This is a genomic window from Thermopirellula anaerolimosa, from assembly GCF_054657335.1.
In genome coordinates this window covers 1-25,133 of record NZ_BAAHYX010000003.1, presented here as the reverse complement: position 1 = coordinate 25,133, position 25,133 = coordinate 1, and the positions used below count along the sequence as shown (strand labels likewise).

Below are 25,133 nucleotides of genomic sequence, written 5' to 3'. Positions count from 1 at the left end.
CATGCCACCGCCGATCCTATACCTGTGTGTGTGTGTGTCAACTACCCCCTCCAAAAAAAATTTCCGCGCCACCGGAATCCAACTGCCCGATGGACCGAATTCTTCCCGAGACGCACTACAAATGCCGCCCGAGTGGGGGCCGGTCATCCCATCGCCCCCTGGTAGGCCGGAGACTGGCAGAAAGGACAAACGTCGGCGGGGCATCTGTAAGACCCCGCCAGCGCCCCGCGGGGCGTGAGATTCTCTCAGGCAACCGGCGTCCAAGAAGCCTCAGCCAATGCATTCCAGTCGTGCGACCAGCAGGCCGTGAGGCAAGCCACGCGCTCGATAAACTCCTCACCGCGGCGCTGGTAGCCGTCTTCGCCCAGAGCCGAGATGTGCCGGGCATTCGGGTAGGTGTGCCAGCGGTAGATGTAGCTGGGCAATGAGCGGGGAGCCTGGGGCATGGGGCACGCAGAGAGGCGGAGCGGTTCGGAGCAGAGGACTTGGCTTGGCGAATCGCTGCGGATACCGGCGCGTTTGAAGCGGCCGGCAAGGGCCTGGTCTTGGCCGCTCTGCATGGCCGGATAGCCGCCTGCCGATAGGAAGGCCTCGCGGGTAAAACCCCAGGAGCCGTGGAACAGGCCGCCGGTCGGCTTGCGTTCCAAATAGGTGCGGCGGTCGATCCACACTTCCGCCGGCCGCGACCAGGGGCTACCGGCTGCGAAGACCTGGGCCATCGCCTCCAGGTGCCATGGCAAATAGATGTCATCGTCGTCCCAGACGGCGTAGGCTTCCGCGTCGGGCGAGGCCAAGGCGGCCGTGGCGTTCCGCTTCTCGCCCAGCGTGCGGAAGCGGTGCCGGGTAGTGATGAGCTTCACCCCGGGCAGATGCTCGCAGGCCGCCGGGTCGTACTGTCCGGCGTCGTCGAGGATGACAAGTTCCCGCCGCTCGGCCGGGTAGGTCTGGCGGAGAAACGATTCTATCGCCTCGGCGAGCTGGGCCGGCCGGTTGAACGTCGCGCACAAGCAGGCGATCTTCATGCCCGCACCTCCTCTAGCCACGGCCGCAGCTTGCGATTGCCCACGCAGGCCCGGCAGAAGGGGGCCATGGACTGCCGCAGGCGTGCCAGTAGCTCGATGAACCCTGGCTGCACGCGGCAGCGCGGCACTCCTTCCAGCGGGATGCCAAGCCCCAGAGGGACCGCCGGCGAGTTGCAGCAAGGGTAGAGGTAGCCATCGTACAGCAGATATCCCGGGCCCACGCAGTCGGCAGGCAGCATTTCCTCGCCGTAAGGGGCACTGGGCAAGCGCCAATGCCGGCGGCAGTCCACCACCCGGCACTTGGCCCCATGCGTCCGGCGGAGGTCTTCCACCTGCCGGCGGTTCCAGTCGTAGAGCGAAATCCGCAGGGTGTCGATGAGTTCGATCGCCGGCTCGATCTTCGAGACGGCCAGGGCATTCGTATAGGCCTCGATGGGCCCCAGCCGGGCTTCCCGCAGCATGCGCAGGCCTTCCACCAGGTGGGCCCACAGAAAGGATTCGCCGCCGGCGACGATGATTTGGCGGAAGGGGGGATAGCCGGAGCGGCGGGCCGCCTCGATGAGTTGCTCGATCTCGTCGGGCGTCATTTGGTAGGCGTGGGCTTTCCGCATCAGAACCTGCTGGCTGCACTGGGGGCACGACGCCTGGCATAGGCCGGTGGGCCAGAGGTAGAGCACATGGCTTTGCAGGTCTAAGGACAGCCGGCCGGTCAGGTAGTTGCGGGGCGGCGGCGTTGCGCCGATTTGCCGATTCTGTTTGGCGTGCTCGAGATTCCGGCCGCGGTACTCGTGGTCCACGTGCACCAGGGGATGATCCATGACCTTGAGCGTCTGGATGCCGTGCTCTTTGCGGCGGAGGGCCAGCACGTCATCTTCGCTCCCCCAGGTGGTGATCCGCTCGTCCCAGCCGCCCACCAGGAGCCAATCGGCGGTGGTCATGCCCACGAAGGCCCCGGTGCCCCAAGGCCACGGGCGTATCGGACGCCATTCGTCCCAGCGATACTGGCCGTCGAAGGCGGACACCTTGCGGACCAGGGCCCAGACGGCCTGGCCATCGCGGATATTCTCGGCCGCATGTTCGACAAGGCCCGGCGGCACCAGGCAGTCCACGTCCAGGCAGATGATCTTCTCGCAGTGCGGGATCAGGGCCAGGATGGCTTGATTGCGGGCGGCCGAGCGGCTGAATTGGCCTTCGCAGGCCGTCTGCACATGGACGCGGTAGGGCACAGCGAGCCGGGCGTCGGCCAACGACTGGTAGCAGCGGCGCACGATCTCGGGCTGGATTCCCACCGCGGCGATGGCGATGCCGATCATGCAGCCTTGCTCCTTGCGGTGCCCAAAAAATCGAAGAGCCGGCGCCAGCCGGCCAAGATGGTTTCAGCGTCAGCCAGGCGCTCGACGTGCGCCCGGGCGGCCTCGGCCATCACCAGGCGCTTCCGTTCGTCATAGGCCAGGTGGGCCGTGTAGTAGGCCAGCTCCTGGTCGTTATCGCACAAGAAGCCGGTCGCGCCGTGGCGGACCATTTCGCGCCAGCCCCATTGGTTCTGCACCACCAGGGGGACGCCGGCGGCCATCGCCTCCAGGCCCACGCGAGGCCAATTCTCCCGGGCACCGCCATTGATGGCCAGGAGGACATGGCAGCGGGAGAGGAACTCCTGCGTGGAGATTTCCTGCGGCTTGAGGCACGTGGCCCAGGCCGGCGGCTTGCCGAGCTTTTTCTCCAAGCGTTCATTCCAGCCCATCACCAAGGCCTTGCGGTGGGCATAGGGGACGGCGCCATAGATCGGCCAGGTGTTCGAGGACCACTTGTCGAGGTCCGGCCGGGCGAGGCGGCCAATCACGAACTCGGTGCCGATTTGGTGGGTGCGCGGGTTGAAGGGGAACTCCTCCACATCGAACGCCCCGCGAATCAAGTGGCCCTGTTCGGGCCGGTAGCCGAGCTTTGCAAGCTCCGGTTCGAGCATCGAGCGCTGGAAGTGGCTTTGGAACACGTAGGCATCGGCCGGGCCGTCTGCCTGGGTTGCCTGCCGCTCATCGGGAAACATAAACGTCATGCAGTTGACCCATACCACGCGGCAGTCCAGTTTGCGGAGCCGGCCATAGACGCCCCAGAGATTCCCGTTGCACATGGCCACCACTACGGAGCCGGCCAGGCCGGGGACCTTTTCCAGGTCAGCAGCCGACACGCAGTGGGTTACGGCGCCAATCATGTCGAGCCGCTCGCGCCATCGGTCGTCACGGCCCCAGGTGGGGATCAGGTGGACCTCCCAGCCGGCCTGGCGCCAGAGCTTCACAGTATGCCAGCATTCGGTGTTTGCTCCACCCATTGCCCCTGGGTAACCGAGAACAAAGATCGTCATCGCGGAGACACCTCCTCGCTCCACTTAGGCGGATTTAAGGGGCAGCGCTCGGTCGCCATTTTGATCTTGTTCAGGAAGGCTGATCCACTTCGTCGGACCGCGCAGCCGCACAGGCGGCAGGTCTGCCGCCGTGCGTCGAAGTACTGGCAAGGGCGGCACAGCGTATCGAAGATTTCTTGGACGCGGGCATCGCTGCGGACCGGCCGCCCAGCGGCAATCCAGCGTGTCACCGCACCGCTGTATCGAAGAATTCGTACCATCATACCTAGCCCGAACTGCTACTAGATGCAGTGCTGGGTGAGCCAGACGTAGACGAACTGCTCCACGAACTGCTAGAGGGAATGCTACCGCTCGACGAACTGGACGAACTGCTACTGAAAGAACTCGACGAACTACTACTAGACGAACTGCTCGATGATGGGAGTGGCGGCGGGGGGACCAAACCGCTCGACGGGGACGAACTGCTGCTCGAGGAGTTACCCTCGGCCCCGGACGACGATGAGCTACTCTGCCCGCCGCTACTGGAACCGCTACTCGAACTAGAAGAACTGCCAAAGGCACTCGACGAAGAGCCGCTGCTCGACGGCCCGCCGCTGGACGACGAACTACCCGAGGAGCTGCTGGATGAAGGGCCGCTACTGGAAGAATCGCCCGAAGACGATGAGCTTTCCCCGCTGGACGACGAACTACCGGACACGCCACTTGAGCTCGACGACGGCCCACCGCTTGATGAACCGCTAGAAGACGAACCGCTACCAGAGGAAGAGCTGGACGAAGCCCCAGAAGAACCGCTCGATGAACTAGAGCTACCGCTAGAAGAACTGGGCGGGCAGACCGTGTAGGTGTATTCGTCGCCCATAGGACAATCCACCGGCATGCAAATTTCCCGGGCGGTAACGATCAGGCAGCCGTTTTCGTCCACGGAGACGCTCGTGATCACCGTCATACATTGGCAGTTGCCGGAGGAACCACTCGAACCACTCGAAGAACTTCCCGATGACGAGGAACTGCTACCCGAGGAGGAAGAACTACTACTCGATGACGAGGAGCTGCTACCCGAAGACGAACTACTGGACGATGAGCTACTCGAGCCGCTGGAAGAGCTGCTCGATGACGAGGAGCTACTGGAGCTGCTCGACGAACTCGAAGAGCTGGCGCAGCACCCCTCGCCCCAATAGAGCAATTCCCACGCCTGGCTGTCGGCCATCCACTTGGCCCAGCCGAACGTGTCCGCCGGGAGCCCGCCCACCGGGGCGATGCCCAGGGCATCGACGATCGTGATGGTCTCTGCCGTATCGCACCATTGCGGTTGCCCTATGCCCGAGGAACTGGAGTGGCTGGAGACGATCTTGACGGCCAGGGCTTGGCCGCAGCGTTCCAGGGAGGCGGCCAGCTTGAAACGACAGATATCGTCCGGCCTATTTCCGAGGCGAACGATGGCCCACTTAACGCCTGTACCCGATTCTCTCCAGAGAAGAGCGGCCCCACCGGAAGGGCAGCTTTCCAGGTACTGGCAGGTTTCGTGGGCGATGTCGGCATACTGATGCGCCTCGTCGAGCACGTTCAGGCGGACAACCGTCGCCCCGGAAACGCAGGCATAACGGGCGATCTGGCCTGCGGGGACTGGCTCCAACAGGATGGCGAATCGCCCCCGATGCTCCGATCCTTGGGGAACCACTCCGTTTATGGCCGGCTCGCCTTTGAAGGTCTGGAGGTTGTCGGCGGGCGGGATGATCGGCGATTCTAAGGCGACAACGTCGAACCGCTCGCGGTCCGCCCCCGTCTGGTTGCGGATTTTGATAATTGTGCTGCTGGGATGGCGGGGATGGGAGGACTGCTGTTGCGCTCGCTGCCGGGCCTTGAAGTCCAGGGCTGCGTCGATGAAGGTATTGAAGGCCTCGGCCGGGATTTCCAGCTTCTGGCCAGGCTGCACTTTTTTGAAGGGATTTCCCACGCCGGCAGCCCCCTTTTCAAGCCCCGATGCCTAGGCCCGAGAAATCCCCGTAGGGGTAGACCTGCTCGACGTAGGCGGCGATCGGCCTCTTGACGAGGGCTTTAGCTGCGGCATCTTCATCGTCGGCGTAGCGGACCCAGAGGTATTCCCAGCCTTTTTTGCTGATGCCGGCGATGTTGCCAATGACCAAGCCGGTGACGTTCGGGCTGGCGGCGAACCGAAAGGTGATCTCCCAATCCTCCTGGCCGCGCTGCGAGCCCGAGGCCCCCAAGAAGAGCACCTCGCCGGGAGCGAACCCCCGAAACGTACCGCCGTTGACCTTGCCGGTGAGAGAGAAGAGCGTGGCTTTGTAAGCGGAGGTTACCAGGGGCGAGGCGATGTAGTGCGTCTCGGAGAAGTTGAAGACCGGGACCGCGATGTCCACGCCCTCGACGTTGTCGTGCGTCACGCCGATGGCCCCTTGGAAATCCGGGGCGGTTTTGCCAGACGGGGCGTAGCGTCCGACCGTCTGGAGGCTTTGGGTGATATGCTGCGTGCCGCCGCCGGTGTCGAACTGGTAGCTGGAGTCGCCGGTTTCGGGCGGCTGGAGCTTGCCGTAGCGGACCGAGCCTTCCCAGATGTCTGCGGCGACCCGCTCGATGTGCAGCGACTGGCGAACCAGGCCGTCGTAGAGCACCGGCGAGGCCGCCGCCAAGGCCGACTTGGCCGACAAATCGTTGTCCGTGCCTCGCACAATATAGATAAGGTCCACCGACGGGCTTTCGCCTTCGGTCGTCTGGCGGCTTTCCCATTTTTCGAAGACGGCGATCGGCATCCGCGGCACATCCTCCGATCAAGCGAATACCAATCCGCCGTGCTGGGCCTGCTGGACCAGCTTCTTGGTGTTCTTGGCCGTCTCCTCGCCGGCCCGGGCAGCACGCTCCAGGGGGCCGCCGGTTCCCAGGCCGGCCGCGGCCAGTGGGTTGAAGGTCCCGGTGACGCTTATGGATCGCCGGGCCAGGCCCTCGAAGTCGAAACCTTCCAGGTCACCGATGGCCTTGACGCGCTCCGGGCCGGCGGTCTGGGAAATCTCTGCCCGTTTGCGGGCCGCCGCGTCGAGGGCCTCCTGCCACTGGCGCTTGGCATTGGCAACCGCATCCTCGGCCGCCTTGAGGTCTGCGTCGTGCTGCCGCCGGCGCTCCACGTGCCGGCGCTGTCGCTCCTCTTCTAGGACATCGAGCGTGCCCTGTTCTTCCCCTTCGATCGCCTGGCGCTTGGCCTGCCGGCTGGCCTCGATGTCGCGGAGTCGTTCCTGTGTCGCTCGATCCCGCTCCTGCTGTTCCCGCGCAAAGTCCTCGTCGAGGATTCGCATGGCGGCCTCGGCATCGACACTCTCGTCGAACATCGCCATGAGCTGCACAAACTTCTTGGCGATCCAGTTTTGGGCCGTCCGCCAACCGGTAACCAGCGAGCTGGTGAACATGGTCCACGCTTTGGACATGAAGGCTACCGTTTCGACCCAAGCGGTTTGCATTCCAGCCCAGGCCGAGGTGAGAATCTTGGCCGTGCCGTAGACGGCCTCGGTGGCCACGGCCATGAAGGCCTCTTTGAAGCCGATCCATTTGTCCGTGAGCCAGGCGACCCCCTTCTGCCACTCCATCTTGAGCGTCAGCCATAGCACTCGGGCGGCCAGGCTGAGGTCCCCGGCAGCCAGCGCGTCGGAGATCCCCTGCCAGGCGGCTAGGGCCGTATCCCGCAGGGCGGCGAACTGCTGGCCCAACCATGACAAAGCCTTCTGCCCCGTGCCAGAGATATGAAGCAGATAGCCGCCCAGCGATGCCAGGGCAGCAATCACGAGCCCAAGGGGCGACAGGATCGCACCCAAGAGCGACCCGATCACGCCCAATGCCGTGCCCACGCCGGCGACGATGCTCGCCAGCGTGGCGAAGACGAAGCCCAGTCCGGAGAGAATGCTGCCCAAGGCGATCAAAGCCGCCCCGCCGACTGCCGCCGCGGCGGCCACCTTGAACACGGTGAGCACCACAGCCTTGTTCTGTTTGATCCAGTCGGCGACGCTCTCGATCACGCCCGCCGCCCGTTCGGCGAAGTCCTGCAGCACTGGCGCAAGCGCCGAGCCTATCGCGAACACGCCTTGCTTGAAGACGCGCCACAGCACGTTCATCGCGTCGCTGAGCGCCGCCGCGGCGTTGGCGTCCTCCCCGGAGATGGTCAGCCCCAAGTCACGGGCCTGTTGCTGGAGGGCCTCGATCCCGGCAGCGCCATCCTGCATGAGTGGCAGGAGCTGTGTGCCGGAGCGACCGAAGATTTCCATTGCGGCAGCCGCCTTGAGCGTCGGGTCCTCGATTCCGGCGATTCGGTCGGCGATCAGCTTGAACTGCTCTTCCGGCGATAGGCCGGCCAGCCCCCCGGCGGAGAGTCCCAAAGCGGCCAGGGCGTCCACTGCCGTCTGCGATCCGTCGATAGCCTCGCCAATCGCGCGTTGCATTCTCCGCAGTCCGCCTTCGAGGGTCGCGAGGTCGGCCCCCGACTGTTCCGCCGCGAACCCTAATTCGGAAAGCGACTCGGCCGACACGCCGGTCCGCAGACTCATTTTCTGAATCGTATCGCCCATGCCAGCGAAGACCTTGGTCGCTCCGAGCAAGCCACCTACGGCCGCCATCCCGGCAGTCAGCATCTTTTGCCCCGCCGCCGTGACGCTTCGACCCCAGGCCGCAAGCCGCTTCGAGGCGGCCTTCAGCCCACGCACCAAACGGGAATCGTCGGCGAAGAGTTCGACGAAGGCCTGTCCGGCTCGGATTCCAGAAGGGCTTGCCATCGGCTCAATCCTTGGACGGTTTCAGGAAGCCCAGTTCGCTCAGCTGCTTGAGCGTCATGGTTGGGGCGGGCTTCTTCGCAAGCGGGTGGAAATCCGCCGGACCGAGGGGTCTTTGGCCTTTACCCCGGAAGGCGCTATACAGCATGGCAAGTACCTGCGCCGTATGGTTCCACTGGTCTCGCTGCCGACCCTCCACCATCCAGCACAACTCCCGCAAGGTCCGCGGCCCCGGGTCGACGCCAACAATCCCCGCTAGCTCGTAAACGAGTCGTAAGCGCCCGTCAGGGCCGCCTCGATCTCCTGCGCCAACGCCGGGCTGTTCATTCGCGCTGTGACCAGTTCCTTCACCCGTTGGCTCAGTTGGTTGTACTTGCCGATCGCCAGCCGGAGCGTCTCCCGCTGGCTCGGCTCGGGGAAAAAATCCACGAGCTCCTCGAGCAGGGCCGCCTTGGCCTGGGCGATGGTCCCGCCGGCCATCGCCCGGGCGAAGTCCACGTCGGAAATCTTCTCGGCATCCGCCTGCGGCTTGCAGACGCAATAGACCACATCGCACAAGAGGATCGGATCGACCAGGAGCCGCGGCAAAGTCTGCTCGATATCCAGCAGGTCCTCCTTCAAGAGGTCGCGAACCCGTTTAACAGCGTCCACGTTGACGGCGACCGTCCACGTTCGGCCGGCGCTATCCTCAAAGGTTCTCATACTGTCGAGGCCTCCAGTGTCGGTTTGAGCGTGAATTCCAGCGTGGCCACGTCCTCCAGCGGCTGGCCTTGCGAGAGGTTCGTGACCGCCCATTTGCCGGTGTAGCTCAAGGTCGGGTCCGAAACCGTCACCTCCAGGGGCGTGCCGCCCGTGTAGGCGGAAACAAGCGCCTGCACGGCCGCATCATCCGGCGAGTAGACGGCCGTGCCCGAGATGGTCAGCTCCTTGAGTGCCACCACGCTCCGCTTGATGCCCTGGCTGTCCCGGGTAGTCACGTCGGCCTCGCTGCCGCCCAGCTCGACGGTCACCTCCTTGGCCAGTTTCAACTGGTTGGTGCCGATCGACAGCGTGCACTCGCGGCCGAGTTTCCAATTGGTTGCCATCTGATCTCCTCGAGCCTCCCGCGTTCAGTCTTCAGCCTCTCTCACCGCACGGAACCGGCCCAGAGCTTCGGCAGGCGGTCTTTGGTCTTCTCCAGCGCCGGGCCCATGAAGGGACGCTTCGGGTAACGCTCGCGCCGATAACGCCCGCCATGCTCGTGGGCCTTGCCGGCCATGCCAAACGATTCGACATCCGGCCCGATCACCACCGCCTGCCGGGATTTCTCGACGGCGTACTTGATCGCCCGGGGCAGCCGTCGGGTGTGCGTGTGCGGCGGCTGGCCGGCCGGCGACGGCCCTTTGCGCTTGCGGACGCTCCGCACCGCCGCCAGGCGGATCGCCCCGCCGGCATGGCCGAGGTTTTCGATGCTGGCCCGCTTGGCCTTCCGGGCGACCTTGTGCATCTGGCTGCGGGTTCTCGCCTTCATTCCCACCATCGCTCACCCCACCATGCGGAACGAGAGCGTGATGATGCTGGTGAAGCATCGCAGCTCGTCGAGATGTTCCACTGCGTAGACCGGATCGTTTTCCACCTTGACGCACACGGCGGTGGGCATCGCCGCCGGCCGCCGCAACCGGAAGTGCCGGGCGATCTCTTCGACCAGCCCCAGAAGCGGGTCGATCTCTTCGGACGGGTCGGCATCGAGCTTCTGCTGGACCGCTATGTCGATCTGGTACTGGCGGCTGTCGTCCGCGCGGCTTGCGGCCTCGATGACCAGGCTCCGAGGCACGACGCTCACCTGGAGCGTCTTCAGGTCCGCCGGCTCGAACCGTGGCCGATAGAGCCGCCGGGCGGCGAACGGGAGACTCCATCCTTCGCCGTTCAGCTCCGAGACGACCGCATCGGCCAGGGCGACGATCGTGGCCATGTGGATCATCTCCTCGTACGCGACTTGGCGGTCGATTGCCGGGCCGACCGGCTCTTGGCGGCTTGGCTTTGCGCGGTGCCGGCCGTCTTCGGCGGTCCGGGTACCAGGCTCGCCAACAGGCCCAAGAGGTAGACAAACCAGCCCTTCATGACCAGCACAACCAGGATGAACACCACGCCCGCGGCCAGAAGCCACGAGAGAATCGTGCGGAAGGGATACATCAGAAAGTCAACTACCCTCGACAGCAGACCTCCCAGCGGCCGCCTCAGGTCGGGATCTTTGTCGGGGCGGTAGTCCGGATCGGGCCTGCGCACGCGCTCGAAGGCCTGTCGAAAGCCTTCCGCCCCGTCGGCATAGTCGTCCTGCCGGTGCAGTACCCTGCCGTCCGGGGCCTGGACGTAGATCGTCGGTTTGCCGGCCGTGTGGAAGCCTGCCCCGGCTACGGCCCAGTGTTCCGGCGGATAGTCCTGGACCAGACATTGAGCCGCAACATCGGCAAGCGGACCTTTCAAATCATCCAGCACCCGCTTGCGATCCACGTCGTTACCGATCACCGTCAGGCGCAACTTGCCGCTGTCATCGGCCAAGCTGCCGGCCTGGAGGATTTGCGTGGCTTCGGAGCGGGTGATCTCCCGGCCGCCCAGCGTGATCCGCTCGGCCGAACCGTTCAGGCCGGCTCGGTCGATGCCGAAGTTCTGGACTCCGTCTTGTTCCACCACCGGCAACTGGCCTTGCGGAAGACCGGAGGCTGAAGGCGGGAGGCTGGAGGGACTGTTGTCCGCCTTCCTGCGGTCTTCAGTCTTCAGCCTCACGCCTTCCTCGGGGGACGAGGGTGGCGGCGAAGGCGGTTGTGGCTGAGCCGGCTTGGTCGAAGCCGGTGGCGATTGTCGGGCGGCCGAGGAGCCGCTGGGCGACGCGGTGCTCCCCGACGTCGAGGGCGCGGGTTCATCGCGCCGCAGCACCACGCGGACCGTCTGCCCAGGGGAGAAGCTCAGAGTCCACTCACGCTGGACATCCCCCCAGCGGGCCGTCACGCGATAGCGGTAGCGCCGGCCCGGCTCCAGGGGCGGCGTCTGGACGCGGCCCTTTCCGCCCAGAAGCCGCACTGCGTGGCTATCGAACCAAACCTGAGCATCAGGCGGAACGACTTCGACATCGAAGACGGCCGGCTGCCACACCGTGCGGTCGACAACCATCGGTTGCCACTGCGGCCAACCCGACGGGATCGCGCAACCGCCGGGACCGCACTGGCCCAACAGAAGCGGAAACAAGAGTGCGTACATGACAGGTCCTTCCGCGTGAGAGCCCTCAGTTTGCGCTGGTTGGCGGTGGGGGCGGGGGCGGAGCCAGGAGGATCACCGCCCACCCGCCCCCCAGGCCCGTCCACGAACGCCGGAACTCCTCAGGCGTCATCCACTCGATCTGGTTCTCCCCGATGTAGTTGTTGTCCAAGACGGCGAAGTAGCGATCGTCGGCGTGGACCAGGTTGACCATGTGGGCGATCCGCCCTCCGCCATAGCGGCCGCTGGGGCTATAGCTATACGTGACCGCAGGCATCCGGCCCGTGCGGCAGGCCAGCTTCAACAGTTCCAGGTCGCTGCCCTCGTAGTTGAGGAACGCAGGCGCCTGGCTTGCACCACGCTGGCGGGCCATCTCGGGCAGGTATTTTTCCACGGCCCCCGGATACGCCCCGCCCGGTACGCCGTGCTCCTGAATCCACTTCGGGGCCTCTTGATAGGCCGGGACGTTCTGCCACAGCGCCGCATGGTGGATCGAAGTCCACACGCAGCAGCCCTGGCCCCGCGAGGTCGTGTTGCGGCGATGAAGTTCCACCGGCAGGTCGCACTGGACCTCGGTCCCATCGGGTGCCCGGTTGCCGCCGACCACGGCCCCCAGGCCGACCGCAGCCAGCCCCACGAGCAAGGCCGCAAGAATCACGGCACACAGTCGCATCATCGTTTGTCACTCCTCGCCGATCTGTTTGGTGTGAATCCGCAGCAGCTTGCGATGCGGATCGCTCCATCGCCACTCGGGCTGGCCCGCTGGGGCCAGCACCTCGTAGACCAGCGTCTTGCCGTCCTGATTCTCCCGAATCTGGTCGCCCCGCTTGGGCAACGTCCTCCGGCCGGCGAGAATGAGGTCGTCGGCCGCAATCAAAAAATCCCGGTCGGTCCACTCCATGCGCACGCCGCCGTAGCCGTCGTCCAGCTTCAGAAGCGTCCGCCCGACGATCGCTTGAACGGTCACCTCGTCAGCCCCGCGTCGGTAGACAATCGGCCGCGAGGCGTGGGCCTTGAGCTTCTCGGCCAGCCAGCCGAGGCCATCATCGAGCAGGTCGCCCATAGGGAGCGTCACTGGCTCAGCCGCACGCGGACCGTGGTCAGCCCGGCGCCGGCCGCGCGGACGGCCTTGCCCACAAGCTTGTTGGCCCCGGCCGCGTCGGTGGTCACGGCCAGCTTGTTGGCGGCGTCCCAATAGACCTTGGCCCCGGCCGCGAACTCCGTCGCGCTCGCCTTAGCCACGTCGAACACCCCGGCCACGGCCAGCGAGCCCGGCGTGCCGGCGGGGATCGGCGTTCGGGCGATACCCACCAGATCGCCCTGGACCACGACATCGCCCGCCGCACAATCGGCCGACGGCGTGTAGTCGATCGTGTGGCCATCCTGGATGAAAACAGCCGTAGGCATTGAAGTGATCTCCTATTCCTGGGTTAGACGTGTTGCCACGTCTTGTTTCGCACGATTGACCAAACATTTGTTTTCGTTACACCATACAGAGCGGCCAAGCGGCCGAGCGAAACCTCTGGATACAACCGGCGAATTACTCGGACATCGTCGGCTGTCAGCTTCGCCCGTTGATTTGCCTCGCCTCGGCAGTGGGCCGTGCCGTGCAACCCCCTCTGCCAACAGTGCCGGATGTTTTCACGGCACGTGACGTACTCGAGGTTGGCCACCGAGTTATCCAGCTTGTCACCGGACTTATGATTGACCTGGTAACCATCAGGTCGCGGACCAAGGAATGCCAATGCAACGGCGTGGTGGACTTTCATCGTCCGGCGCGTTCGGCCAGGCAGGCACACGCCGAACAGCAAGTACCCCTTCGTGTCTGGGGAGCACTTCAGAATCCTTCCTCGACGCCTCCCAACCGAACTGGTCTGGATCGGTTCACTCCGCACGCGGCCAAGGTTGCTCACGCTGTAAAAACCGTCGCACCCCGGGATACACCGCCAGGTTTCCTGGGGCGCAGCGATCGGAAACGGTTGCGGCGGAGCCCAAGAGACAGCGTCTGTCTTTGTGACGAGGTCGGGTTCCATTTGCCCTACTCCCCCTTCATCTTCACCCCTCCCCTGGGGTCCTGCCTGGCCACGCCGAAATCATGGTAGCCCCTGGCCTGAATCCCCAGCACATTGAAGTCCGCGTCGGCCGTCTCGATCGTCGGGCTCTCCTGGCCGTTGAGGAACGCCACCTCGATCACCGGCAGGTCGTCCGGCGTGGCCAACAAGTACCAGGCCTTGCTGGAACTGCCCGGATATTGGCTGCTAGACAGGTAGCGGCTCACCTCCACCCGGAACTTGCCCTGATGCGGGTTGGAGACCGGGTACTTCGTGCTGGATGTGGTGTCCCGGAGATCCATCGACTTGAAGAGCTGCGAGCCGATGGCCGAAAGAGCGGTGGGCACCAGCAGGATCGCCGGCATGATGCCAATAGGTTTGCCGTCGGAGTCCACCTGGTCCATGAACGCCACCTCGGCCTTGGTCAGGCCGTCGATGGAAAGGGCTGTGTCGGCCCCCTCCAAGTAGTTCTTGTTCCCTGCGGAGAAGAAGCCGGCGTTGTCCAGAAAGGTCTTCCAGAAGACGTCGTTGATCTTGAGACCCGAACCGCGGCCGAGCTTCCTCGGCACGGTGGTGATCGCCCCCAGGTCGTCGTTGATGATGTCCCGGCGGTCGATCGACAGGACCAGGCCGTAGGTGTCGGCCTTGTTCGTATAGGTCTCGTTGCCCAACGTGCCGTGCTTGAGCTCCCCGCCCGGGGCGACCTGCTCGTACTGGTCCGTGCCGATGAGCCGGTAGCTCGTCACCGTCTTGAAGTCCGAGACGTTCCGCACCGCGCAGATGTTCCGCCAGGTGCGTTCGACGGAGAAGAAGCCGTCCAAGAGGAACTTATTGGCCACGTTGGACAGGATGCCGCCGATGTCGATGGTCGAGAAACCAGCCTCCAACTCGGGCCGGAAGGCGAATCGCAGCACGGCGCGGCTGTCGCGGAAGTTCCGGCCCGGGTAGCCGTTGGCCCAGGCGGCCTCCAGAAGAAGCTCCTGGAGACCGATTCCGCCGCGGAACCGGCGCGTGGCTGCCTCCAAGGTCGGCTCGTCGAAGAGTTCCTCCACCTGGGCAGCCTTGGCCGTGAGCATGCAGGCAGCCTCGAGCAGTCGGCCGGTCACGACCTCGGGGCTGCGGACCTGCACGGCCGGGGCCTTGGGACGCTCTTCTCGCAAGACCGCCAGCGCCGTGCGACTGATATCCCAGTGTTCCTGGATCGCCTGGGTCTCGATGTCCGGGTGCTTGCCGCCGCAGACCATGCGGATGGCCAACACTCGCGTGGCTTCAGCGGCCTGCGCGTCAGAAGCTTGGGGCTTGGGGCTGGGGACTTGGGGGTCGGGCCCAGAATCGCCTGCGTCCGCCGCGACGTGGGTGTCCGCAGGCTCGCCAGGCTGCACTTGAGGATTCGTGTCGGAAAGGCTCTCCATCGCTTGGTTCTCCTCCTTGTTTGCTTGCAGGCCGGCCGCGGCCAGGCTGGCACTGGTCGCCCCGTCGGCCCCCAGGTCCACGAAACTGATCTCGCCCAACGTGGCCTTGCGGACCACGTTGACCGGCCCGGCGAACTGGCGGCCGTTGACCAGCACCTTCTGGTTCTCCTTGACGAACTCGAACTCTTCCACAGACGCCGCGATCGACGCCTGCCAGGGAAAGCCGTTGCGGGCACTGGCGACGATCTCCCGGGCGGCCTGCGTGTCGCGGGAGACAATGCCCGTGGCCACTAGGCGGCCGTCCTCGATGCGGATGGCGTCGGTGTGCCCCACGCCGCTTGCCATGTCGTGGCCGAAGCGGATCGGCCGGCTTTGCGAGGGGATCGCCAGCCCAGCCAGGTCCACGATCACCGGCCAGCGCCATCCGGCGATCCGCATCGGCCCGCCCGTGTAGGCGACCATCGAGAACCGCGGCAGCTTAGGCCGGCCATCGCCCTGGCCTTCGTCAGCAGCCTCGATCGTGATCGAGCCGGGATCGCAGACCAGGTTCAGGTAGGCCTCCGTGCGCACCTTCCCCTGGCGCTCGCAGACCGCCCGGCGCTGCGCCGCATCTGGAAACTCTTCGACCATGACCGGATCGCCCATGCACCGCTCGATGAACTCGTCATGGGATTCGTCCGGCTTACGCTGCGGCAGCGGCATTCGTCGGTTCCTCCTCTTGGTCCTCCTCGTCCGTGTCCTGGTCATCCGATGCGGGCTCGGGCACTGTCTGCGTGGGAGGGAGCCCAAGCTCGCGCATCAAGAGCAGTTCCTTGGCCCGTTGGCGCAGGGCCTCTTCCCAATCGCGGCCCTGCCGGGCGTATTCGTAGGCCAAGGTCGTGGTGTGGCTGGCCAGGCGCGTGGCCTGGGCCGTGGCCTCCTTGGCCGGGTCCACGTGCTCCTGGCCGTCCCAGAACCACTGGTGCGGCCACTCAGGCATCGGCCCCAGGTTCTCCGGCCAGAGCTCTGGAATCAGCACCGCCTCGTCGAGCCAAGCGGCCAGCACGCGATCCAACACCACGGCCTCAAGGTGGGCCTGCTCGACACGGATCGACTTGAAGTACGTCTGGTGGTCCAGCCGGCCGGAGGCGTAGTTGTAGCCGCTACTGTTGCCCGCTGCGACGCAGTACGGCATCGAGAGGCAGCGGGCAATCTCGTTGAGGATTTCGCGCTTGAACTCGGCATAAGTCGTCGCGGGCTGCTCGGCCTGGAGCTGGCTCATCTTCCAGCCGCCCGGCATGGTGACCAGGGCGCGTTGTTCCAGTTCGATCGGCTCGAACGGCTCGGCCGCGTCGGCCTCGCCGCCCGGCGGGGCGTCGGTGTAGAGGATGCCGGCGAAGTCGGCTGCCGTCTCGGCGGCGGCGATCACGGCCAGCGTGAACCGCCGGAGCTGGGCGAAAAGCGGCAGGGCCGGCATGATGTCGGGGATGCCACGGAGTTGGCCAGGGCGGTCCATGCGGAACCAGTGAATCACCGACTCGGCCGGCAGGCGGTCGTACTGGAGGCCCAAAGCCACGAGCGCGTCGCCCGGGTGGTGACGCAGCACGTGATACTCGACCGGGTTGCCGCTCGAATCGAACACGATCCCATCGACGGCATTGGCGCCAAGGGCGCCCAGGTCCGGCGTGGTTACCTGGTCGGCCTCGACCAGGCGCAGGTCGAGTTTCACCTGGGTGGCCAATCGCGGGTTGCTGGTCAGGATCGCAAAGGCCTCGCCGTCCTGGGCCCGGGCCATGCGCATGGTGCGGAGCTTTTCGGCCAAGTTCACCGCCTTGGCCCAGCGGGCGAACTCCAATTCGATCCGCCGGTTGGCCTCAGCATTGGCGGTGAGCATCTGGAGCCTGGGGCCGGTCCCGATCGTGTCGTTAGCCAGCGTGAGTACGATCCCCCGGGCGTAGGAATTGTTGCTGACCTCATACCTGGAGCGGTTGCGCAGGATGCGACGGACCTCGGGGCTGTTGGCCGCCCGGGCCGAAAGCCCATCGGCGGCCGCCCAGTGCCGGCGGTTGTCTTCGGTGGTCGCCGCCGCGTCGTAGCGGCCTCGCAGGGCAATCGCAGGCCGCCACGAACGCGGCTGACGAGTCACCGGGGCGGCCTTGCTTGGCCACAAAGATCGCATCCATGCAAACATTCAACTTATCCCCGGCAGGACGCGATTTCTAAGCAAACCACGCCTTGCCTTGCCGCACCGAGCCCAGCCATGCCGAGCCGCACCGAGCCACGCCTAACCCTGCCGCGCCAACCAAATCGAGACTCAGACCGTCCCCGGCGGAACGAACTTGCCGAAACGCAGGCCGCGGTGTTTCCGCTGTACCGCCTCCGCGGACTGCAAGTAACGGGCGGCCGCTACCTGGTCGGGTAGCGGATGCTGCTCGACACTGCCCGCGTCGCCGGCCACCTTGGCCGGCCCCTGGGCGTTCTGGCGGATGGTGTCGTCGAGGTTGTCGGCCACCTGGTTCGTCTCCGGCAAACGCGAGCCTGTTTCACGGGAATGCCCAGCCAAGGCTTGAACATCCCCCTATTACTTGACCTACCCGGCGCAAGGCCGAACTGTCGGACTTTTTCGCCCGGAATTCCGAAATCGTGCTACATCTAGCGATCCGGGCCTACCATGCGAGGGGCAAGCTCGTAAGTGACCATCCGCCTGCCGCAATGCCGGCACACCTTGCGGCGGCGGATGCGGCCGCTCGGCAACGGCTCGGTGTGCGTGGTGCGCAAGTGGCGGCACCCGCACCGGGGGCAGGCGATGCCACGCTCCGGCTTTGGGGCTGGGGGCGTGCCGCTTGGGACTTGGGATGCGTCATCCATGATGGCCTCGTCTCCTTCGCTGAAGTTCCGCGAAGCTGACCCGCCGGCGATCCTTGTCAGGCTCCGCACGCATTCCCGCTAGTGAAACTCCCTGGATCGACGCGGCCACCGCGCAGCCCACCAGGCAGTCCAGCCAGTGGTTGTCGCCGGCCGACACGCGCAGCTTCCATTCGTCCACGGTCCGGCCGCGGCCCTCGGTCTTCACGCGGTACTCGGCCGTCACGTGCTCGGCGAAAAGCCGGTGCTCGTCCGGCCGATCGCCAAAGAGCGAAAGACACCCCCGGTCGCCCATCGCCACGGCCAGCCGAGCGTAGACGAACGACTTCCAGAAGTTGGTGTCGTAGACACAATAGCGCACGGCCCGACGGCCCTGGACGTTGGGGATGCGCCAGCCCAGCCCGCAGCGGTCCCCCGGCTTGCGCTGATAGTCGTTCAAGGGGCGGCTCGATGCCCCGATGAACCGCCCGTGGCTGGGCATCACCACGGCGGCGTGAGCCGATTGCCGGCAGAACTGGTAGACCACATCCGTCGATTGGCCCCAGTTGGCGTCGATCAAACACCGCTCGATCCGCAGGCAGGCCCCATCGTCCCTGCGGAACTCGCGGGCCAGGTAGTCGGCGGTGAGCGTCTCCAGTCCGGCATAGATCGCCCCTTCCACGCCAGCGGCCTTCGTTAACGCCGCCAGCGTGGGCCGGGCATCGCGGAGCGTGAAGTACGGCCGATGTTGTTTCGGGTAGGTCCCGTAGTCGATCACGTAGCCCGTAAAATCGTCCTCCCAGGCCGCCACCACGAAGAACAGCAAGTTCTGCTGCACGTCGATGAACATCACGAGGTGATTGCACCCGAGGGGCACCTCGCCCCGGCGAAGGCGGTTGAGCTTGGCGGCGATCTCGTCGGCCGTAAGGTCTGCATCTTGGGCCGACTCCTCGGGCAAAGGCTCGTTCTGGTACTCGGCCCAGAACGCCCGCTCGTCCTGGAGCTTCAGGTTCATGGCGTGCTGTACGGCCGAAAGCTCGTCGTGGTTGTAGCGCTCGGGCCAGGCTACCACCGCCCCTTCATCCATCGCCTCGCGATTCTGGCGGTAGAACTCCGTCGCCTCTTCGCCGTGCCCACCGCGGCGAAAACTTTCGGCACGCAGTTCGGCATATTTCTGCCAGAGCTTCTCGTTGGTCGGGAAGCTGTAGACGAGCTTCGTGCGCTCGCCGTTCCACTCCGGGTGCTTGTCGCGATTCAGGATGTTGTCGGCCATGTCGCCCGGGCGAATCACCGTGCAGGGCATGATCCCGCTGATCTTCTTGCCGGGCCCCGCCAAACCAAGCACCGCCCCCGCCAAAATGCTCTCGCGCGTGGCGCACTGCGAGAGACTCCGGGCCGACTCGTCGGTTTGGGGATCGTCGAGCACGACCAAGCTGGGCCTTACCGTGTGCCCGTCGGCCCGCTTGTATTTCATGCCCCGGATGCGGCCCGTCAGGCCCGCCACCTTGATGACCACGCCCGAGGCCTTGCTTCCAGGGATGGTGGGCAGGACGATCTCCCGGGCGGTCCAGCCGATGTGCGTCCGCTCGCCCTTGTAAAGCTGCCCAGCACAGCGATTGGCGATGCCTTCCAGGCAATGGATCGGGTAGACCACCTCAGGAAAATCTTCCAAGAGCAGGTCGCTACCGTCCAGTTCCATCTTGATCGACTCGAGCATGGCAATCGCGTGGCCTTCGTCCGAGCCGATCAGGCAGACGAACTCTCGATGGCCGTAAAGCACGGCCCAGAGACAGGCGGTCTCCGCTAGGCTGGACTTCCCCGCCCCCCTGGGCATGGCCATCGCAAAGAGTCCACCGCGAAGCACCGCCTGCTCGATCTTGGCCATGACCTTCAAGTGATCCGGCGACCAGGGCAGGTGGAAGGTCATCGGGAAATACTGCTCGCAGAAGAAGCGGAAGTCGCGCTCGGCCCGCTCTTTCCGCTCCGGGTTGACGACGGCCGGCAGCTCGCCGATGTCCCGGCCGGCAAGCGACAGGGCTTTATTGCGTGCCGCGGCGCGCTCCTTGAGCTTCTCGTAAGGGTCGCCCTCGGGCTCTCGTCTTGGCGCGTGCCGCAGTTCCACGAGCCACGCCGCGTAGCGGAAGAGGTCCACCGTACGCCCATCGCCGATACGAAAACCCGCCCGCGTGCGGTGGCGGTGCAACTGCCGCTCGTCCAAGACCGTGCCCAGCGGCGTGGAGTTGACCAGCCGGCACAGCTCGCTGGGACGCAATCGCCTGGGGTCAATCGCCACGGCCCATCTCCTTCACCAGCCAGGCCACGTAGTGGACCAGGTTCATCGTGCCCTCGGCGTTCGTCGGGGCCCCGGCGTCGATGTCCGCTTGGAGCATTTCCACGGTGACCGCCTTCGGGCCGGCGGCCGACAACAGCCGGGCCATGTCCTCCAGCCGTAAGGCCTGGGGGTCAAGCGGGCTACCGTGCCGTCCTTGGGCGCTGGTGTCCGTCATCGGGTGCTACGCCTCCGCCGAGAAGTATTCCGGGAATTCCGTGCGATGGGGCGAAAAATCCGCTTGATGCGCTGGCCGAAACATGGCTTGTGTGTCATGGCGTAGAGGCAATCCCCGTTTTCCCCCTGTTCCCAGGAGCGATGCGATGAAACGCGAAGAGGTACAGATTGGCAAGGTCTACATTGCCAAGGTCTCGGGCAAGCTGGCTTCCGTGCGGATCGACGGCGAGAATCGCCACGGCGGCTGGGACGCCACGAACCTGGCCACCGGCAAGAAGGTCCGCATCCAAAGCGCCCAGCGCCTGCGGGCCGAGGCCGACAAGTCCAAGCGTGGCGGTCGGACGGGCGCGCAAGTCCACGCGCAACCGGCCGCCGAAGGGGTTGTTCCCGACAGCGCCACGCCAGGCGACGCAGCGAAGCCGCGCACGCGCCCCACCAAGGGCCAGCCCAAGCCCAAGCGCCCAAGCGCCCTGGACGCCGCCGCCCGGGTGCTGGAAGAAACGGGCCAGCCGATGACGGCCAAGCAGATCGTCGCGGCTGCCGAGGCCAAAGGCTACTGGAAATCGCCCGGCGGCAAGACGCCCGACCGGACGCTCTACGCGGCCATCGCGCGGGAAATCGCCACCAAGGGGGCGGCGGCCCGCTTCCGCAAGGCGGAGCGGGGCAAGTTCGCCCGGGCGTAGCCCGTACCGCGGCCAACCCCCGTCTGGCCCCTGCGTCCCGGCTCCCGCCCGGGACGCCACACGCGGCCACTGTGGGCCCCACGTGGCCAGCACAGCGCCACACCCTCGCCCTGGCCCGGCAACGCCGCCGCCCGCCGTGAGCCCCCATCTTCCGGCAGGCCGGCCGAAAGCGTTAGTCCCCTGCCGGCCACAAGCGTTAGGCGGTGCTACGAAGTCGCCCGAAAGTATTCCGAAAAATCCGGCCCACGAGGCGGGAAATCCGCTTGATGTTCTCGGCCGTTCATGGCTCCTGTGTGATGTACAAACGAATAGCATCCGCCACCAGCCAGGAACCCCGCCATGAACGCCACGGAACTGACCTTCGGGATCGAGATCGAAACGATCGCCCCCGATAGCGCCGTGCAGAACGACGGCCTGCGGATCGGCCCCTACCGCCACGGCATCCAGGTCCCGTACCTCCCGGCCGGCTGGAAGGCCGAAGCCGACGGCTCGATCGACAATGGCCACGGGGGCCACAAGTGCGAGATCGTAAGCCCCGTGCTGCGGGGCGAAGAAGGCATCCGCCAGGTAATCGAGGTCCTCGAAATCCTCGAAGCCAAAGGCCATCGGGTCAACGCCTCCTGCGGGGTTCACATCCACGTCGGGTGGCGGCGCGATTGGCCGAGCGAGGCCTTGGCCCGCTTGGTCACCATCGTCGCCTACCTCGAGAAGGGCCTCTATGCGATCACCGGCACCAAGTCCCGCGAGCGGGGCCGGTACTGCGGCGGGGTGCGGAAGTACGGAAGCGACAAGACGGCCAAGCCCGCCCTGGACCGCGATCGCTACCACGCCTTGAACCTTACGAACCTGGCCCGCGGCACCAAGGACACCGTGGAGTTCCGCGTATTCAGCGGCTCGCTCAACCCCACCAAGGTCGTCGGGTGGATTCAGGTCTCGTTGGGCCTGGTCGAGCGGGCCTTGGCGGCCAAGCGGATGCCCACCTGGGCGCCGAAGGCTCCCATGGGCGGCTGGAAGAAGTCGGGCCCGGGCCAGAGCGAGACGGAACGTCTTTTGGGCTACCTGGCGTGGGGCCGCGGGTACGCCCGCATCCACGGCGGCAAGCAGTACGGATGGATTTCGGACGCCATCCCCCAGGACGAAGTGAAGGCCGAATTTCGCCGCCTGGCCCGCAAGTACGACGCCATGCCCTGAAGCCGAAACGTCTGCATGGATGCGGGCGTCGCGGCCGGATGGGTGCCGGCCGCCTGACGAGGCAACCCAAACCGAAGCGACGAAGGGACCAGAATCATGACTAAGCATGCAAACTTCCACGAAACCAAACCAGCCGCCACCGTGCAGATTCGCTACAGCCCGGGGCCAGCCCGAAATGCGGCCAAGGACGAGCCATGGGTGGTCGAGCTCCTCACGGATGAGGGGAAGTGGGTCAATTGTTGGCCGGAATCATTCCGCCGGCTGAGCGAAGCCGGCGCCCGCGCGGCTGAGCTGGCCGCCCAGCATGGCGTCCCCATCTACATGGTGGCAAAAGACTATTGCGGAGAGTTCCGCGCTCGTGTCGAACTCGAAAAGGCTGGACCGACCGCCTGACGAAGCAACGCAAGGAGCCCAGCCATGAACGCATTCGTACTGCGATGGACGGAAGCCGCCCCGCGGGGCGGGCGGCTGATTACACGTGAGAAACGCTTCCGCACCCGCACCGCCCGCGACCACTGGGCCGCGTTGGTGGCGGAGCGTCCGAGTTTCATCCGCTTCGAGGCTTGGCTCGACGCCCCCGAAGAAGCCCCAGACGACGGCGACGCCCAGTAGAGAACGACCATGTGCGGCATCTTCGGATTCCTGAGCAAAGACGGACGCGGGCCGGACTTGGCCCGTCTGCGGCGGATCGCCGCCGAAACCGAGACCCGCGGCCGCCATGCCTTCGGCCTGGCGTGGGTCGACGCCGATGGAAATGTCCACACCTTCAAGCGCCCGGGCGCAGCCACGGCCCGCCTGGGCGACCTGGAGGCCTGCCGCGGCGCTGTAGCGATGGTGGGCCATTGCCGCTGGGCCACCCACGGCGATCCCCAAGACAACCGCAACAACCATCCCCACCCGGCCGGCCGCGGCTGGATTGTCCACAACGGCGTGGTCCGCAACTACCGCGAACTCTTGCGTCGCTACGGCCTGCGGCCCAAGACGGATTGCGACAGCGAAGTGCTGGGACTGTTGATGATGCGCCGGGCCGGGCCGCTTGTGGAGCGGGCCGCCTGGGCCGTGGCTCAAGCGGAAGGCCCCTTGGCCTTGCTCGGCCTGTGGCGAAAGCCCGTGCGGCTCGTGGTCGTCCGCCGCGGCAACCCGCTGTGCTTCTCGGAAACGCCCGGCGGGTTCTACTTCGCCAGCCTGCCCGCGGGGCTGCCGGGCCGGGTGTTCTCGGTCGCCGACGAGTACGCTGGCGTGCTGCGGCTGGAACGCGGCTCGGTCAGGCATCATCGGCTCTCGATTCTCGCGTAGACGCATCAGAAATCCTTTCCATGGGCCGCTGCGGCCTTCTCTTCGGCCAACTCCGTCTCACTTACGAACCGCACCGGCTTGCCAGCGGCGCGGGCGATGGCGATCTCGGCTTGGACACCCCGGCTGTGCTGCCAGCCGTCGAGCTTAAGCACCCACAGTTCGTCGCAGGCGGCCAAGAGCCGCCGGTCCTGCCTCTCCCAGAAATCCCAGTCCACAGGCAGGCCATGCTGGGCAATCGAGTGGCTCTGGGCAATGGGCGACAGCACAACATGGCCCTGCCGGATGAGTTCCGCGGCGGCACGGCAAGCAGCCTCGAAACGCTCTTGGCGCACGGCCGCGTCGGGGTGCGAGTAGGGCGATGCGAGATACGCCAGCTTACTTGCTCCCATCGGTCACCACCTCCTGCACCGCAATCCGCTGGGCCTTCTTGCCCGTGAAGTTCTCGAACCTTTGGACGATCACGTCGCAGTACAACGGATCGAGTTCCATCAGGAACGCCTTGCGGCCGGTCTGCTCGGCGGCGATCAAGGTCGAACCCGAGCCGCCGAACAGATCGAGCACGTTCTCGCCCGCCAGCGACGAGTACTGCATCGCGCGGACGGCCAGCTCCACTGGCTTCTCAGTTAAGTGCCGCATCTTCTGCGGGCTGACCTTCTTGACGTGCCACAGGTCGGGCACGTTGTTCGGGCCGAAGAAGCGGTGGCCAGCCCCCTCCTTCCAGCCGTAGAACGCGAGCTCGAAGCACCCAAGAAAATCTTTTCGGGTCAAAACGGGATGCTCTTTGTCCCAGACGATGCCTTGGGAGAAGTAGAGCTTGTGCTCCCGGAGCACTGGGGGATAGTTACCAAGGTTCGCGTAGCCGCCCCAGACGTAGAAGGCATGGCCGGGCAAGAGCACGCGAGCCATCTGGCCGAACCAGGCGTGCAGGAGCCGGCTGAACTCCTCGTCCGAGACGAAGTCGTTCTCCAGCGGCCGGTCCTTGGCCCGCAGCTTGCGGTGCGTGGCCTGCGCCTTCTCGGGATGCCGGGCCACGTCCATCGCCTGGTGATGAAGCACCCGCTGCCGCCGGCGCCCGCCCTGGAGTTCTTCCGCGCTCGGATACGAACTCAAGCCCGCGGCGATGGCATTGTTGCTTCGGGGCTCGACCCGCACGTTGTACGGCGGGTCGGTGTTCACAAGGTGCACCGGGTTGCCATCCAGGAGCCGGTCCACGTCCTCCGCCTTGCCCGCGTCGCCGCACAGCAGCCGGTGCTCGCCCAACAGCCACAGGTCGCCGGGCCGCGTGATCGGCTCGTCGGGCGGCTCGGGCACCTCGTCCGGGGCGCACAGGCCCTCTTTCACGCCGGGATCGAGCAGCTTGGCCAGCTCCTCTTCCGAGAAGCCCAAGAGGCCCAGGTCGTAGTTCATCCCCTGGAGTTCGCCCAACTCGATCGGCAGCAGCTCGTAGTTCCAGTCGGCCAGCTCGGCCGTCTTGTTGTCGGCGATGCGGTAGGCCTTGACCTGCTCGGGCGTGAGGTCCTTGGCCACGTGGACGGGCACCTTCTCCAGGCCCAGCTTCTGGGCTGCCTTGTAGCGGGTGTGGCCGCAGATGATCACCCCGTCGGCGTCCACCACAACGGGTTGGCGGAATCCATACTCCCGGATAGACCGGGCCACGGCATCCACGGCCTGGTCGTTCTGCCGGGGGTTCTTGTCGTAGGGCCGCACACGGCCCAGTTCCCAAAGCTCGATCTTCATGCGTGCTTCCTTGCTCCTCAAACTCCTGACCACGAAAAGCAACTCTCGCTATGCCC

Annotated in this window: 31 protein-coding genes and 1 other RNA gene; 9 read left to right on the top strand and 23 right to left on the bottom strand. The window is 65.7% G+C overall.

From position 1 onward, the window contains the following. Positions 1 to 245: 245 nt before the first annotated feature. From ACYQ6J_RS00620 to ACYQ6J_RS00610, 3 genes are read right to left on the bottom strand one after another with little or no spacing between them, the layout of a single operon-like run. Positions 246 to 1,022, bottom strand: a complete 777-nt coding sequence (locus tag ACYQ6J_RS00620; protein WP_460182261.1) for a glycosyltransferase family 2 protein — start codon at positions 1,020 to 1,022, stop codon at positions 246 to 248. After that, positions 1,019 to 2,335, bottom strand: a complete 1,317-nt coding sequence (locus tag ACYQ6J_RS00615) for a radical SAM protein (RefSeq protein ID WP_460182260.1) — start codon at positions 2,333 to 2,335, stop codon at positions 1,019 to 1,021. Before ACYQ6J_RS00615 ends, ACYQ6J_RS00620 begins: the two co-directional genes overlap by 4 nt. After that, positions 2,332 to 3,381, bottom strand: coding sequence for a glycosyltransferase family 4 protein (locus ACYQ6J_RS00610; protein WP_460182259.1), 1,050 nt, complete (start codon positions 3,379 to 3,381; stop codon positions 2,332 to 2,334). The genes ACYQ6J_RS00615 and ACYQ6J_RS00610 overlap by 4 nt, the downstream gene beginning before the upstream one ends. A 290-nt stretch (positions 3,382 to 3,671) precedes the next feature. On the opposite strand from ACYQ6J_RS00610, the gene ACYQ6J_RS00605 reads away from it, so the two are divergent. The 3 genes from ACYQ6J_RS00605 (at position 3,672) to ACYQ6J_RS00595 (ending at position 5,128) form a co-directional block, all read left to right on the top strand. After that, positions 3,672 to 4,223, top strand: coding sequence for a hypothetical protein (locus tag ACYQ6J_RS00605; protein WP_460182258.1), 552 nt, complete (start codon positions 3,672 to 3,674; stop codon positions 4,221 to 4,223). A 33-nt stretch (positions 4,224 to 4,256) separates the two neighbouring features. Next, the gene (locus ACYQ6J_RS00600) at positions 4,257 to 4,559 is read left to right on the top strand and encodes a hypothetical protein (protein WP_460182257.1); all 303 of its coding nucleotides are present in this window, start codon (positions 4,257 to 4,259) and stop codon (positions 4,557 to 4,559) included. Between the two features lie 155 nt (positions 4,560 to 4,714). Further along, the gene (locus tag ACYQ6J_RS00595) at positions 4,715 to 5,128 is read left to right on the top strand and encodes a hypothetical protein (RefSeq protein WP_460182256.1); all 414 of its coding nucleotides are present in this window, start codon (positions 4,715 to 4,717) and stop codon (positions 5,126 to 5,128) included. Between the two features lie 223 nt (positions 5,129 to 5,351). Here ACYQ6J_RS00595 and ACYQ6J_RS00590 read toward each other — a convergent pair whose 3' ends face one another. From ACYQ6J_RS00590 to ACYQ6J_RS00505, 18 genes are all read right to left on the bottom strand, one after another. Beyond that, entirely contained in the window at positions 5,352 to 6,149 is a 798-nt protein-coding gene (locus ACYQ6J_RS00590; RefSeq protein WP_460182255.1) for a hypothetical protein, read from the bottom strand. 18 nt (positions 6,150 to 6,167) lie between these two features. Next, complete coding sequence (locus ACYQ6J_RS00585) at positions 6,168 to 8,150, bottom strand: phage tail tape measure protein (protein ID WP_460182254.1); 1,983 nt, start codon at positions 8,148 to 8,150, stop codon at positions 6,168 to 6,170. A gap of 4 nt (positions 8,151 to 8,154) precedes the next feature. Further along, positions 8,155 to 8,349 (bottom strand): hypothetical protein, encoded by a 195-nt coding sequence (locus tag ACYQ6J_RS00580; protein ID WP_460182253.1) that lies wholly within the window; start codon positions 8,347 to 8,349, stop codon positions 8,155 to 8,157. A gap of 53 nt (positions 8,350 to 8,402) precedes the next feature. Beyond that, positions 8,403 to 8,849, bottom strand: coding sequence for a hypothetical protein (locus tag ACYQ6J_RS00575; protein ID WP_460182252.1), 447 nt, complete (start codon positions 8,847 to 8,849; stop codon positions 8,403 to 8,405). Next, a complete protein-coding gene (locus ACYQ6J_RS00570; protein WP_460182251.1) occupies positions 8,846 to 9,232 on the bottom strand; it encodes a phage tail tube protein in 387 nt (128 codons plus the stop codon). The genes ACYQ6J_RS00575 and ACYQ6J_RS00570 overlap by 4 nt, the downstream gene beginning before the upstream one ends. A 41-nt stretch (positions 9,233 to 9,273) precedes the next feature. Continuing rightward, positions 9,274 to 9,657, bottom strand: a complete 384-nt coding sequence (locus ACYQ6J_RS00565) for an HK97-gp10 family putative phage morphogenesis protein (protein WP_460182158.1) — start codon at positions 9,655 to 9,657, stop codon at positions 9,274 to 9,276. Between the two features lie 12 nt (positions 9,658 to 9,669). After that, positions 9,670 to 10,098, bottom strand: coding sequence for a hypothetical protein (locus tag ACYQ6J_RS00560; protein WP_460182250.1), 429 nt, complete (start codon positions 10,096 to 10,098; stop codon positions 9,670 to 9,672). Between the two features lie 5 nt (positions 10,099 to 10,103). Then, positions 10,104 to 11,381, bottom strand: coding sequence for a hypothetical protein (locus ACYQ6J_RS00555; RefSeq protein ID WP_460182249.1), 1,278 nt, complete (start codon positions 11,379 to 11,381; stop codon positions 10,104 to 10,106). Positions 11,382 to 11,406: 25 nt separating this feature from the next. Further along, positions 11,407 to 12,054, bottom strand: coding sequence for a hypothetical protein (locus ACYQ6J_RS00550; protein ID WP_460182248.1), 648 nt, complete (start codon positions 12,052 to 12,054; stop codon positions 11,407 to 11,409). A 6-nt stretch (positions 12,055 to 12,060) separates the two neighbouring features. Continuing rightward, positions 12,061 to 12,441 carry a hypothetical protein gene (locus tag ACYQ6J_RS00545; RefSeq protein WP_460182247.1) on the bottom strand — a complete coding sequence of 127 codons (381 nt, stop codon included), beginning with the start codon at positions 12,439 to 12,441 and terminating at the stop codon, positions 12,061 to 12,063. 8 nt (positions 12,442 to 12,449) lie between these two features. After that, positions 12,450 to 12,785, bottom strand: coding sequence for a DUF2190 family protein (locus ACYQ6J_RS00540; RefSeq protein ID WP_460182246.1), 336 nt, complete (start codon positions 12,783 to 12,785; stop codon positions 12,450 to 12,452). A gap of 23 nt (positions 12,786 to 12,808) precedes the next feature. Continuing rightward, the gene (locus ACYQ6J_RS00535; protein WP_460182245.1) at positions 12,809 to 13,411 is read right to left on the bottom strand and encodes an NUMOD4 motif-containing HNH endonuclease; all 603 of its coding nucleotides are present in this window, start codon (positions 13,409 to 13,411) and stop codon (positions 12,809 to 12,811) included. A gap of 5 nt (positions 13,412 to 13,416) precedes the next feature. Then, on the bottom strand, positions 13,417 to 15,543 hold the full coding sequence (locus ACYQ6J_RS00530) for a phage major capsid protein (protein WP_460182244.1): 2,127 nt from the start codon (positions 15,541 to 15,543) through the stop codon (positions 13,417 to 13,419). Continuing rightward, complete coding sequence (locus ACYQ6J_RS00525; RefSeq protein WP_460182243.1) at positions 15,524 to 17,011, bottom strand: phage portal protein; 1,488 nt, start codon at positions 17,009 to 17,011, stop codon at positions 15,524 to 15,526. The genes ACYQ6J_RS00530 and ACYQ6J_RS00525 overlap by 20 nt, the downstream gene beginning before the upstream one ends. A gap of 123 nt (positions 17,012 to 17,134) precedes the next feature. Continuing rightward, a complete protein-coding gene (locus tag ACYQ6J_RS00520) occupies positions 17,135 to 17,383 on the bottom strand; it encodes a hypothetical protein (protein ID WP_460182242.1) in 249 nt (82 codons plus the stop codon). Between the two features lie 89 nt (positions 17,384 to 17,472). Further along, on the bottom strand, positions 17,473 to 17,688 hold the full coding sequence (locus ACYQ6J_RS00515) for an NrdR family transcriptional regulator (protein ID WP_460182241.1): 216 nt from the start codon (positions 17,686 to 17,688) through the stop codon (positions 17,473 to 17,475). Next, complete coding sequence (locus ACYQ6J_RS00510) at positions 17,681 to 19,957, bottom strand: terminase gpA endonuclease subunit (RefSeq protein WP_460182240.1); 2,277 nt, start codon at positions 19,955 to 19,957, stop codon at positions 17,681 to 17,683. Before ACYQ6J_RS00510 ends, ACYQ6J_RS00515 begins: the two co-directional genes overlap by 8 nt. Beyond that, on the bottom strand, positions 19,947 to 20,102 hold the full coding sequence (locus ACYQ6J_RS00505) for a hypothetical protein (RefSeq protein ID WP_460182239.1): 156 nt from the start codon (positions 20,100 to 20,102) through the stop codon (positions 19,947 to 19,949). Before ACYQ6J_RS00505 ends, ACYQ6J_RS00510 begins: the two co-directional genes overlap by 11 nt. A gap of 214 nt (positions 20,103 to 20,316) precedes the next feature. Between ACYQ6J_RS00505 and ACYQ6J_RS00500 the strand changes: the two genes are divergently transcribed. The 6 genes from ACYQ6J_RS00500 (at position 20,317) to ACYQ6J_RS00475 (ending at position 23,340) form a co-directional block, all read left to right on the top strand. Beyond that, positions 20,317 to 20,853 carry a winged helix-turn-helix domain-containing protein gene (locus ACYQ6J_RS00500; protein ID WP_460182238.1) on the top strand — a complete coding sequence of 179 codons (537 nt, stop codon included), beginning with the start codon at positions 20,317 to 20,319 and terminating at the stop codon, positions 20,851 to 20,853. A 339-nt stretch (positions 20,854 to 21,192) separates the two neighbouring features. Beyond that, the gene (locus ACYQ6J_RS00495; protein ID WP_460182237.1) at positions 21,193 to 22,044 is read left to right on the top strand and encodes an amidoligase family protein; all 852 of its coding nucleotides are present in this window, start codon (positions 21,193 to 21,195) and stop codon (positions 22,042 to 22,044) included. After that, an RNA gene (locus ACYQ6J_RS00490) (hammerhead ribozyme type II) lies at positions 22,045 to 22,115 on the top strand. It begins immediately after the preceding gene. 25 nt (positions 22,116 to 22,140) lie between these two features. Continuing rightward, complete coding sequence (locus tag ACYQ6J_RS00485) at positions 22,141 to 22,437, top strand: hypothetical protein (protein WP_460182236.1); 297 nt, start codon at positions 22,141 to 22,143, stop codon at positions 22,435 to 22,437. 24 nt (positions 22,438 to 22,461) lie between these two features. Further along, positions 22,462 to 22,656, top strand: coding sequence for a hypothetical protein (locus tag ACYQ6J_RS00480; protein WP_460182235.1), 195 nt, complete (start codon positions 22,462 to 22,464; stop codon positions 22,654 to 22,656). Between the two features lie 9 nt (positions 22,657 to 22,665). Beyond that, positions 22,666 to 23,340 (top strand): class II glutamine amidotransferase, encoded by a 675-nt coding sequence (locus ACYQ6J_RS00475; RefSeq protein WP_460182234.1) that lies wholly within the window; start codon positions 22,666 to 22,668, stop codon positions 23,338 to 23,340. A 5-nt stretch (positions 23,341 to 23,345) separates the two neighbouring features. On the opposite strand, the gene ACYQ6J_RS00470 is transcribed toward ACYQ6J_RS00475, so the two are convergent. Together ACYQ6J_RS00470 and ACYQ6J_RS00465 are read right to left on the bottom strand one after the other, a co-directional pair. Continuing rightward, positions 23,346 to 23,729: a DUF1937 family protein gene (locus tag ACYQ6J_RS00470; protein WP_460182233.1), complete on the bottom strand. Its 384-nt coding sequence runs from the start codon at positions 23,727 to 23,729 to the stop codon at positions 23,346 to 23,348. Continuing rightward, positions 23,716 to 25,077, bottom strand: a complete 1,362-nt coding sequence (locus ACYQ6J_RS00465; RefSeq protein WP_460182232.1) for a DNA modification methylase — start codon at positions 25,075 to 25,077, stop codon at positions 23,716 to 23,718. The genes ACYQ6J_RS00470 and ACYQ6J_RS00465 overlap by 14 nt, the downstream gene beginning before the upstream one ends. Positions 25,078 to 25,133 lie beyond the last annotated feature (56 nt).

What these genes read in the sequence shown, in the direction of transcription:
- ACYQ6J_RS00620 (WP_460182261.1), bottom strand. Translation starts at nt 1,022, where the DNA reads ATGAAGATCGCCTGCTTGTGCGCGACGTTCAACCGGCCGGCCCAGCTC.
- ACYQ6J_RS00615 (WP_460182260.1), bottom strand. Translation starts at nt 2,335, where the DNA reads ATGATCGGCATCGCCATCGCCGCGGTGGGAATCCAGCCCGAGATCGTG.
- ACYQ6J_RS00610 (WP_460182259.1), bottom strand. Translation starts at nt 3,381, where the DNA reads ATGACGATCTTTGTTCTCGGTTACCCAGGGGCAATGGGTGGAGCAAAC.
- ACYQ6J_RS00600 (WP_460182257.1), top strand. Translation starts at nt 4,257, where the DNA reads ATGCAAATTTCCCGGGCGGTAACGATCAGGCAGCCGTTTTCGTCCACG.
- ACYQ6J_RS00590 (WP_460182255.1), bottom strand. Translation starts at nt 6,149, where the DNA reads ATGCCGATCGCCGTCTTCGAAAAATGGGAAAGCCGCCAGACGACCGAA.
- ACYQ6J_RS00585 (WP_460182254.1), bottom strand. Translation starts at nt 8,150, where the DNA reads ATGGCAAGCCCTTCTGGAATCCGAGCCGGACAGGCCTTCGTCGAACTC.
- ACYQ6J_RS00580 (WP_460182253.1), bottom strand. Translation starts at nt 8,349, where the DNA reads ATGGTGGAGGGTCGGCAGCGAGACCAGTGGAACCATACGGCGCAGGTA.
- ACYQ6J_RS00575 (WP_460182252.1), bottom strand. Translation starts at nt 8,849, where the DNA reads ATGAGAACCTTTGAGGATAGCGCCGGCCGAACGTGGACGGTCGCCGTC.
- ACYQ6J_RS00570 (WP_460182251.1), bottom strand. Translation starts at nt 9,232, where the DNA reads ATGGCAACCAATTGGAAACTCGGCCGCGAGTGCACGCTGTCGATCGGC.
- ACYQ6J_RS00565 (WP_460182158.1), bottom strand. Translation starts at nt 9,657, where the DNA reads ATGAAGGCGAGAACCCGCAGCCAGATGCACAAGGTCGCCCGGAAGGCC.
- ACYQ6J_RS00560 (WP_460182250.1), bottom strand. Translation starts at nt 10,098, where the DNA reads ATGGCCACGATCGTCGCCCTGGCCGATGCGGTCGTCTCGGAGCTGAAC.
- ACYQ6J_RS00555 (WP_460182249.1), bottom strand. Translation starts at nt 11,381, where the DNA reads ATGTACGCACTCTTGTTTCCGCTTCTGTTGGGCCAGTGCGGTCCCGGC.
- ACYQ6J_RS00550 (WP_460182248.1), bottom strand. Translation starts at nt 12,054, where the DNA reads ATGATGCGACTGTGTGCCGTGATTCTTGCGGCCTTGCTCGTGGGGCTG.
- ACYQ6J_RS00545 (WP_460182247.1), bottom strand. Translation starts at nt 12,441, where the DNA reads ATGGGCGACCTGCTCGATGATGGCCTCGGCTGGCTGGCCGAGAAGCTC.
- ACYQ6J_RS00540 (WP_460182246.1), bottom strand. Translation starts at nt 12,785, where the DNA reads ATGCCTACGGCTGTTTTCATCCAGGATGGCCACACGATCGACTACACG.
- ACYQ6J_RS00535 (WP_460182245.1), bottom strand. Translation starts at nt 13,411, where the DNA reads ATGGAACCCGACCTCGTCACAAAGACAGACGCTGTCTCTTGGGCTCCG.
- ACYQ6J_RS00530 (WP_460182244.1), bottom strand. Translation starts at nt 15,543, where the DNA reads ATGCCGCTGCCGCAGCGTAAGCCGGACGAATCCCATGACGAGTTCATC.
- ACYQ6J_RS00525 (WP_460182243.1), bottom strand. Translation starts at nt 17,011, where the DNA reads ATGTTTGCATGGATGCGATCTTTGTGGCCAAGCAAGGCCGCCCCGGTG.
- ACYQ6J_RS00515 (WP_460182241.1), bottom strand. Translation starts at nt 17,688, where the DNA reads ATGGATGACGCATCCCAAGTCCCAAGCGGCACGCCCCCAGCCCCAAAG.
- ACYQ6J_RS00505 (WP_460182239.1), bottom strand. Translation starts at nt 20,102, where the DNA reads ATGGCCCGGCTGTTGTCGGCCGCCGGCCCGAAGGCGGTCACCGTGGAA.
- ACYQ6J_RS00500 (WP_460182238.1), top strand. Translation starts at nt 20,317, where the DNA reads ATGAAACGCGAAGAGGTACAGATTGGCAAGGTCTACATTGCCAAGGTC.
- ACYQ6J_RS00495 (WP_460182237.1), top strand. Translation starts at nt 21,193, where the DNA reads ATGAACGCCACGGAACTGACCTTCGGGATCGAGATCGAAACGATCGCC.
- ACYQ6J_RS00485 (WP_460182236.1), top strand. Translation starts at nt 22,141, where the DNA reads ATGACTAAGCATGCAAACTTCCACGAAACCAAACCAGCCGCCACCGTG.
- ACYQ6J_RS00480 (WP_460182235.1), top strand. Translation starts at nt 22,462, where the DNA reads ATGAACGCATTCGTACTGCGATGGACGGAAGCCGCCCCGCGGGGCGGG.
- ACYQ6J_RS00475 (WP_460182234.1), top strand. Translation starts at nt 22,666, where the DNA reads ATGTGCGGCATCTTCGGATTCCTGAGCAAAGACGGACGCGGGCCGGAC.
- ACYQ6J_RS00470 (WP_460182233.1), bottom strand. Translation starts at nt 23,729, where the DNA reads ATGGGAGCAAGTAAGCTGGCGTATCTCGCATCGCCCTACTCGCACCCC.
- ACYQ6J_RS00465 (WP_460182232.1), bottom strand. Translation starts at nt 25,077, where the DNA reads ATGAAGATCGAGCTTTGGGAACTGGGCCGTGTGCGGCCCTACGACAAG.